The sequence below is a fragment of the Xenorhabdus santafensis genome (assembly GCF_033949405.1).
Taxonomy (GTDB): Bacteria; Pseudomonadota; Gammaproteobacteria; order Enterobacterales; family Enterobacteriaceae; genus Xenorhabdus; species Xenorhabdus santafensis.
Window position 1 is genome coordinate 1 of sequence record NZ_VCDN01000504.1, and the last position, 288, is coordinate 288.

General features: G+C 32.3%; 1 protein-coding gene. It reads right to left on the minus strand.

What is annotated here, in order from left to right:
* Positions 1–288, minus strand: a 288-nt coding sequence (gene spo0F / locus FE392_RS23200; protein WP_319932027.1) for a sporulation initiation phosphotransferase Spo0F, incomplete at both ends; no start/stop codon positions are given.

The following is a 288-nucleotide window of genomic DNA, read 5'->3' on the forward strand; positions in this document are numbered from 1 at the left end:
AAAATGCATTAAAGCACCTAAATCTTTCGCTTCTTGAATCATATCAAACTCTCCATAAGCAGTCATTAAAATCACTTTAATACTCTCATCAATTTCTTTTACATGCTTTAAAATCTCTATACCATCCATGCCTGGAATTTTCATATCTAACACTACTAAATCTGGATTATCTTTTTTCACGATATCTAAAGCTTGAAATCCATTCGCTGCTTGGAACGTCTGATAACCTTCTTTTTGGAACACTTCATGTAATAACACACGAATCCCATATTGATCATCAACGATTAA